The 5,466-nt window shown below is 67.2% G+C and carries 11 protein-coding genes; 10 read left to right on the forward strand and 1 reads right to left on the reverse strand.

The features are described from left to right. The first annotated feature begins 25 nt into the window (after nucleotides 1-25). The 10 genes from B7W94_RS00735 (at nucleotide 26) to B7W94_RS00775 (ending at nucleotide 5,021) form a co-directional block, all read left to right on the forward strand. Nucleotides 26-385, forward strand: a complete 360-nt coding sequence (locus B7W94_RS00735) for a hypothetical protein (protein ID WP_253247345.1) — start codon at nucleotides 26-28, stop codon at nucleotides 383-385. Between the two features lie 84 nt (nucleotides 386-469). After that, the gene (locus B7W94_RS00740; protein WP_005052776.1) at nucleotides 470-793 is read left to right on the forward strand and encodes a DUF3846 domain-containing protein; all 324 of its coding nucleotides are present in this window, start codon (nucleotides 470-472) and stop codon (nucleotides 791-793) included. Nucleotides 794-797: 4 nt separating this feature from the next. Then, nucleotides 798-1,751, forward strand: a complete 954-nt coding sequence (locus B7W94_RS00745; protein WP_139833212.1) for a Mom family adenine methylcarbamoylation protein — start codon at nucleotides 798-800, stop codon at nucleotides 1,749-1,751. A gap of 105 nt (nucleotides 1,752-1,856) precedes the next feature. Beyond that, nucleotides 1,857-2,732: an ArdC-like ssDNA-binding domain-containing protein gene (locus B7W94_RS00750; RefSeq protein WP_005052771.1), complete on the forward strand. Its 876-nt coding sequence runs from the start codon at nucleotides 1,857-1,859 to the stop codon at nucleotides 2,730-2,732. A gap of 105 nt (nucleotides 2,733-2,837) precedes the next feature. Then, complete coding sequence (locus B7W94_RS00755) at nucleotides 2,838-3,041, forward strand: hypothetical protein (RefSeq protein ID WP_005052768.1); 204 nt, start codon at nucleotides 2,838-2,840, stop codon at nucleotides 3,039-3,041. An 11-nt stretch (nucleotides 3,042-3,052) separates the two neighbouring features. Beyond that, nucleotides 3,053-3,775 carry an HNH endonuclease family protein gene (locus B7W94_RS00760; protein ID WP_005052767.1) on the forward strand — a complete coding sequence of 241 codons (723 nt, stop codon included), beginning with the start codon at nucleotides 3,053-3,055 and terminating at the stop codon, nucleotides 3,773-3,775. A gap of 26 nt (nucleotides 3,776-3,801) precedes the next feature. Beyond that, nucleotides 3,802-4,212 (forward strand): hypothetical protein, encoded by a 411-nt coding sequence (locus tag B7W94_RS00765; protein ID WP_005052764.1) that lies wholly within the window; start codon nucleotides 3,802-3,804, stop codon nucleotides 4,210-4,212. Nucleotides 4,213-4,222: 10 nt separating this feature from the next. Beyond that, nucleotides 4,223-4,468 carry a hypothetical protein gene (locus tag B7W94_RS17800; protein ID WP_005052762.1) on the forward strand — a complete coding sequence of 82 codons (246 nt, stop codon included), beginning with the start codon at nucleotides 4,223-4,225 and terminating at the stop codon, nucleotides 4,466-4,468. After that, the gene (locus B7W94_RS00770) at nucleotides 4,465-4,749 is read left to right on the forward strand and encodes a hypothetical protein (RefSeq protein WP_005052760.1); all 285 of its coding nucleotides are present in this window, start codon (nucleotides 4,465-4,467) and stop codon (nucleotides 4,747-4,749) included. The genes B7W94_RS17800 and B7W94_RS00770 overlap by 4 nt, the downstream gene beginning before the upstream one ends. Continuing rightward, nucleotides 4,746-5,021 carry a hypothetical protein gene (locus tag B7W94_RS00775; RefSeq protein ID WP_005052758.1) on the forward strand — a complete coding sequence of 92 codons (276 nt, stop codon included), beginning with the start codon at nucleotides 4,746-4,748 and terminating at the stop codon, nucleotides 5,019-5,021. The genes B7W94_RS00770 and B7W94_RS00775 overlap by 4 nt, the downstream gene beginning before the upstream one ends. A 158-nt stretch (nucleotides 5,022-5,179) precedes the next feature. On the opposite strand, the gene B7W94_RS18210 is transcribed toward B7W94_RS00775, so the two are convergent. Beyond that, nucleotides 5,180-5,466 (reverse strand): hypothetical protein (locus B7W94_RS18210; RefSeq protein ID WP_216353854.1); only part of this gene is annotated, 287 nt, incomplete at its 5' end.

Genomic DNA, 5,466 nt, shown 5'->3' on the forward strand with positions numbered 1-5,466 from the left:
GGGGGCCCTTCCGCCGGATCATCCGATGGCTCGCAGCGTTACGGTCACCCTGCCCACGGGCGAGCGGGCGCCGATGCTCGCCAACGACGTCTTCCGCGCCGTCCACGACGCGATCGCGCACAGCGAGGGCCACCAGTTCGGACCCTACGGCGAGAAGCGCGCCTGGTGGACACATCGTGCCTGCCTCCCCCGCGAAGCGCGGCTCGCGCTGTGGTGCGAGACGCGCGCGCAGAACTGCTGGACCAACGCCGGCCCCCACATGACCACGGAGGGGGAAGCCGGGCATCCCCGGCTCATTCGGCGAAGGGAACCGGGTTGGATGCCGCTGAGTGAACGCCCCTATGCGCAGCAGAAGTGCTGCCGCGTCGACTCAGCACTCCTCTAGTCCACGGCGGTTGACGAGGGTACGTCGCCCGCGTACCATCAGTGAATGTCACATTCACTACCGTTCTGATCTGAGGAGGACTCCATGACAACGGCCATCAAGATCACCCCCGCTGGCGAGATCGACACCATCCGCATCGACGAGCTGCCCGACTACCAGCGCGAGATCGGCGGCTGGGTCGCAGAGCTCCGCCTGACCAACGGCCACGCACTGCTCGTCGACGAGGAAGCCGGTCTCAAGGTCACAGAGCCGAACCTGCTCGCCTCGCTCTACCTGACCGAGCACGGCCGCAGCGCACTGCTGTTCAGCACCGCGCTCATCGTCGGGCTGCACCCCAGGACCGGTGAGTGGATCGACGTCGCCCCCGACGTCGACGAGCAGCTCCGCGCGATCGCTGCGCAGATCTGACCTCATGCCCACCCTGAACGCTCGGCCGGTACTCATGCCGGCCGAGCCGCCCTCCTCCCCCGCGAGCGACTACTGCCAGCGTTGGTCTCGCGGCGCCCATTCGTGGCGCCACATCTCCGAAGGCGGGTTCGACCCCCGTCTATACCAGGTGGCCCCGATCACGGAAGCCGCCGCGCGAGCATTCGTCATCGACGAGCACTACGCAGCATCCTTCCCCGCAGCACGCTTCTCGATCGGGCTGCTCACCCGCGACGACCGCTTCCCCATCAACGGCGCCATGGTCGACGAGATGGCACTGGTCGGCGTCGCCACCTTCTCCACCCCGATGAGCAGAGGAGTCCTCAGCTCCGTCTTCGGCACGCTCGAGCCCTACGAACAGAGCATCGAGCTCGGCCGATTCGTACTCACCGACACACCCGCGAACGCCGAATCCTGGTTCCTCGCACGCGCTTTCCGCCACGCCTACGACCGGGGCATCCGCGGCGTCGTCTCTTTCGCCGACCCCTTGCCACGGCGCCGACAGATCACCGAGACCCTCGACAACGGCACCACAATCGAGCGCATCGAACAGACCTCGCCCGGCCACATCGGCGGGATATACCAAAGCGTCAACGCGATCGCCCTCGGCCGCAGCACCGCACGCACCCTGAACTACCTCCCCCGCCGCGGCCTCGTGCTCTCCGAGAGATCTCTGTCCAAGGTAAGAGGACAGGAGCGAGGCGCCGACGCCGCCGAGCGACACCTGGTCTCGCTCGGCGCCCCCATCCGCCGCGCAGGGCAAGACCCGCGAGCCTGGCTGCGCGAGGCGCTCGCCGCGCTCGATGTCACGAAGATCAGGCATCCGGGGAACTTCCGATACGCCTTCCCTCTTGGCAGCAGCTCCCAGCGTCGCCGGCTGCCGATCGGGCTGCCGCGCACCGCGTACCCCAAAGCCGCCACCGACATCCTTCCGGGCTGAGACCCCCGCTGCAGGCGGGTGCAAATCGGAGTTGACGGGGCATATCGAATGCCTCATACTAGTGAATGTCACATTCACTACTCGTCCACTCTGAGGGAGGACACCATGACCACCAAGACCCGCCGCAGCGGCACCACCCGCCGCACCCCGGAAGAGCGCCGCGCACAGGCCGAGGCGCTCCACGAGCAGCTCACCGCACAGGTCGCCACGCTGGCCGAGAGCGAGAACTGGAAGGCCTGGCTGCGCTTCGCGCGCATCGTCCGCCGGCGCTCGTTCTCCAACCAGATGCTCATCCTCGCGCAGGGCGGCACCCACTGCCTCGGCTACCGCCAGTGGGAGACCCTCGGCCGTCACGTCGTCAAGGGCGCGAAGTCGATCAAGATCTTCGGCTACTCCACCAAGCGGATCGTCGAGGTCGACGAGGCCACCGGAGAAGAGTCCACCAGCAGTCGAGTGATCTACCCGGTGCTCTCCGTGTTCGACGTCCGCGACACCGATGGCGAGCCGCTCCCCGAGCAGCCGGCCATCTACCTCGAGGGCGACGACGTCGCAGGCCTCTTCGACCAGCTCGCCGACTTCATCACCGCGCAGGGCTGGGATGTCGCGCTCGAGGACATCGCACAGGACGGGCTCAACGGGTACACCGATGGCCAGGCCCGACAGATCCGGGTCGACAGCAAGATGGCACCGGCCATGCGCGTCAAGACCCTCCTGCACGAGATCAGTCACGCACTTCTGCACTTCGACGAGGGCAGCACCCGCGAGCACCGCGGAGTGATCGAGACCGAAGCCGAGTCGGTCGCGTACTGCGCCGGTGGCCTCCTCGGACTCGACACGTCCGCGTGGTCGATCGGGTACGTCGCAGGATGGGCCGGCGGTGACGTCGACCTCATCCGCAGCGTCGCCGGCAACGTCCTCCGTGCCGTCAACGCGATCGCCGACGCCATGCTCGGCGCCGACGACCAGGCCGCGGCCGCGTAACAGCCCTCGGGGGGCGGGCTCGCCTATGCCCGCCCCCGAGAATCTCTGTCCGCGAACACCCCGAACTGCGACCTATACCCCTAGACGAATACCCCGGAGGAACCCATGGATCTCGCCCTGTCTACCGCCCGCGACTTCGCTCCCCTTCTGCTGGGCAGCGGCGGCCTCGTCGGCATCCTCGTCACCGTCGACACTGCACGCCGCGCAGAGCGCACGGTACGGCGCAGCCTCAAGTTCCTCGTCACCCTTCTCCTCAGCGTCGCCGCGGTCGCCGCGGCCGTCGTACTCGGCGCCGCCCTCTTCCTCTGAACGGACCACTCATGAACCGCCGAACCACACGCCTCGCCTCCGCCGCCGGCGCTGTTGTCGTCGCCCTGCTCGCTGGCGCGATCGCGATCACCAGCCAGCCCTCCGGCGTCAGCGACCTCACCGACACCGCGCCCGCGCCTGTGCCTGTGCCTACCGCAGAGATCTCCGCGGACGCCGCCGCAGCCCTCGATGAGCTCGAGCAGCTCGTCGTGGCCGATGCAGCCGACCAGGACAGCTACGACCGTGACGCGTTCGGGCAACGCTGGGCCGACATCGACCGCAACGGCTGTGACCAGCGCAACGACGCACTCGCGGCCGCGCTCGAGAACATCACCACCAAGCCCGGCACACACGACTGCGTCGTCCTCACCGGAACGCTTCACGACCCTTACACCGGGCTCACGATCGCCTTCGAGCGCGGCCAGGGCACGAGTGAGCTCGTGCAGATCGACCATGTCGTGCCGCTCGCGTGGGGGTGGCGTCAGGGCGCCGACGAATGGGACGAGGCCCAGCGTGAGCGCTTCGCCAACGATCCTCTCAATCTGCAGGCCACGGACGGCAGCACCAACCAGTCGAAGAGCGATCGCGGCCCCTCCGAATGGATGCCCCCGAACGCGGACTACGGATGCGCCTACGCTGCGCGCTTCGTCGACGTCCTCACCGCCTACCAGCTGACGGTCAACCCGGCCGACTACTCCACGCTCCGCGCGCAGCTCGCCAGCTGCGCCGCATGACCCCCCACCCGAGAGGACTGACAACGATGAGCACTCTGAACAACATCGTCATCACCGATGACACCGGCACCCGTTACAACGATCTCTTCCTCGACATCCCGCTGGACAGCTACGAGATCTCCCGCTCCTCTGTCGGCTTCCATTCCGTCGACGCGATCGTGCCAGCCGACCCCTACTCGACCCGCGCATCCGAAGATGGTCCGCTCGGTGCACTGCTTTTCCGCTGGGCTCAAGCGCACGTCGCCGGCCGCAACTACATCATCAGCTGGCAGTACATCGACGCTCACGACGTCCATACCGTCGCCGTCGCCGACACCACCACTCGCGAGCTGCACTTCGTCAACCTGTTCGGCCACGTCATCGCCGGTCGACGCAGCTACAGGCTCCGTGAGCTCGCCGACGCGCTCGACCTCCTGATCGACGCCAGCTTCGACTGAGGACCAGGCCATGCTTTCCGACGAGGTCGCTCGACAGATCATCCACGGCAGCCCCGAGGGCTACGACCTCGGATGTCAGACCCGCGCCGGATGCGCCAACCACCACCACCCCACGCTCATGACCTGTTTCGCCGCCGCGATCGCCGTCCGCGATGACTGGCGCCTCGCGAAGCTGCCTCGCAACGAACCCCTCCCCAAATCCGCTCGGCGGCTACGCCGCTCCTCCCCCAGAAGCAAGGAAGGAACACCCTCATGACCGACCCCGAGCTCACTGCGTGGCCGGCACTGCGCCTCGGAGATCATGCCCTCATCCGGGAGCGCGCGACAGCACGCGAGCTCGCCGTCACCATCGTCGCTCTGCTCGAGCCGATCGAGGGCGAGGGTGAGGGCCTGGTCGACCACCGGGGCCGCGTCATCCGGCACCACTTCTACGACGCCCGACCCATCGCGGCCGACGTCGATCTCCCCGACCAGCGCGACGTCGACACACGCTTCGCCCGACTGACCGCAGATCTCCTGAACACGAGGACACGATGACCGCACCGCTCACCACCACCGAGACCCGCCTGCTACACAAGTCGCTCGAGCTCGCCGCCGGCTACGCGAACAATGAACGCGACGAGACCGCGATCCTTGAGCTCAGCGCACGCATCCGACAGGCACAGAAGACCATCCCCTCTGCACCGGACGCGCACACCACGATCCTCGCGACGATCGACGCCATAAAGCGCGCAGGACGCCACGAGCAGCTCACCCCTCAGCTGCTCGACCGAGTCGCTGACGAGCTCCTCCAATCCACCCCGCTCTGACCGCCCCGCGCGGTACACTAAGGCGCGGCACCCGGCTGTTGAGCAGGTTCCCTTCCGCCCCTCGGGGCGATGGCTCCTCCTCAGTTGGATCGTTGGTGAATGTGACAATTTCCACGCTCCGGCCGGGTGCCGTTTTCTCTTGCCCCGGTGGCACGCGATCATCGACGATTGCTCACCGGTGGACCAGTCGCCCTCACATACTCCGACCAGGTGCACTCGACAGCGAGCCTCATTGCATCGTCGGGGAAGTAGCCGATCAACACTCGCCGCTCGGGATCGCGATCGAACGTCACGGAACGCAGCAGCCTACGGCCGCGGATCTCGACATGGCGGATGATCGCGATCCTCTTGCTGTGGTCGAACACGTACCAGATCCCCGGCTCCGGCGACGCCTGCAGCTGAGACATCGGAGACCAGTGCTGCACCACAACAGCGAACACTATGC

Source organism: Microbacterium sp. LEMMJ01 (genome assembly GCF_002114135.1).
GTDB lineage: Bacteria > Actinomycetota > Actinomycetes > Actinomycetales > Microbacteriaceae > Microbacterium.

What these genes read in the sequence shown, in the direction of transcription:
- B7W94_RS00765 (WP_005052764.1), top strand. Translation starts at nt 3,802, where the DNA reads ATGAGCACTCTGAACAACATCGTCATCACCGATGACACCGGCACCCGT.
- B7W94_RS00740 (WP_005052776.1), top strand. Translation starts at nt 470, where the DNA reads ATGACAACGGCCATCAAGATCACCCCCGCTGGCGAGATCGACACCATC.
- B7W94_RS17800 (WP_005052762.1), top strand. Translation starts at nt 4,223, where the DNA reads ATGCTTTCCGACGAGGTCGCTCGACAGATCATCCACGGCAGCCCCGAG.
- B7W94_RS00755 (WP_005052768.1), top strand. Translation starts at nt 2,838, where the DNA reads ATGGATCTCGCCCTGTCTACCGCCCGCGACTTCGCTCCCCTTCTGCTG.
- B7W94_RS00735 (WP_253247345.1), top strand. Translation starts at nt 26, where the DNA reads ATGGCTCGCAGCGTTACGGTCACCCTGCCCACGGGCGAGCGGGCGCCG.
- B7W94_RS00750 (WP_005052771.1), top strand. Translation starts at nt 1,857, where the DNA reads ATGACCACCAAGACCCGCCGCAGCGGCACCACCCGCCGCACCCCGGAA.
- B7W94_RS00770 (WP_005052760.1), top strand. Translation starts at nt 4,465, where the DNA reads ATGACCGACCCCGAGCTCACTGCGTGGCCGGCACTGCGCCTCGGAGAT.
- B7W94_RS00745 (WP_139833212.1), top strand. Translation starts at nt 798, where the DNA reads ATGCCCACCCTGAACGCTCGGCCGGTACTCATGCCGGCCGAGCCGCCC.
- B7W94_RS00775 (WP_005052758.1), top strand. Translation starts at nt 4,746, where the DNA reads ATGACCGCACCGCTCACCACCACCGAGACCCGCCTGCTACACAAGTCG.
- B7W94_RS00760 (WP_005052767.1), top strand. Translation starts at nt 3,053, where the DNA reads ATGAACCGCCGAACCACACGCCTCGCCTCCGCCGCCGGCGCTGTTGTC.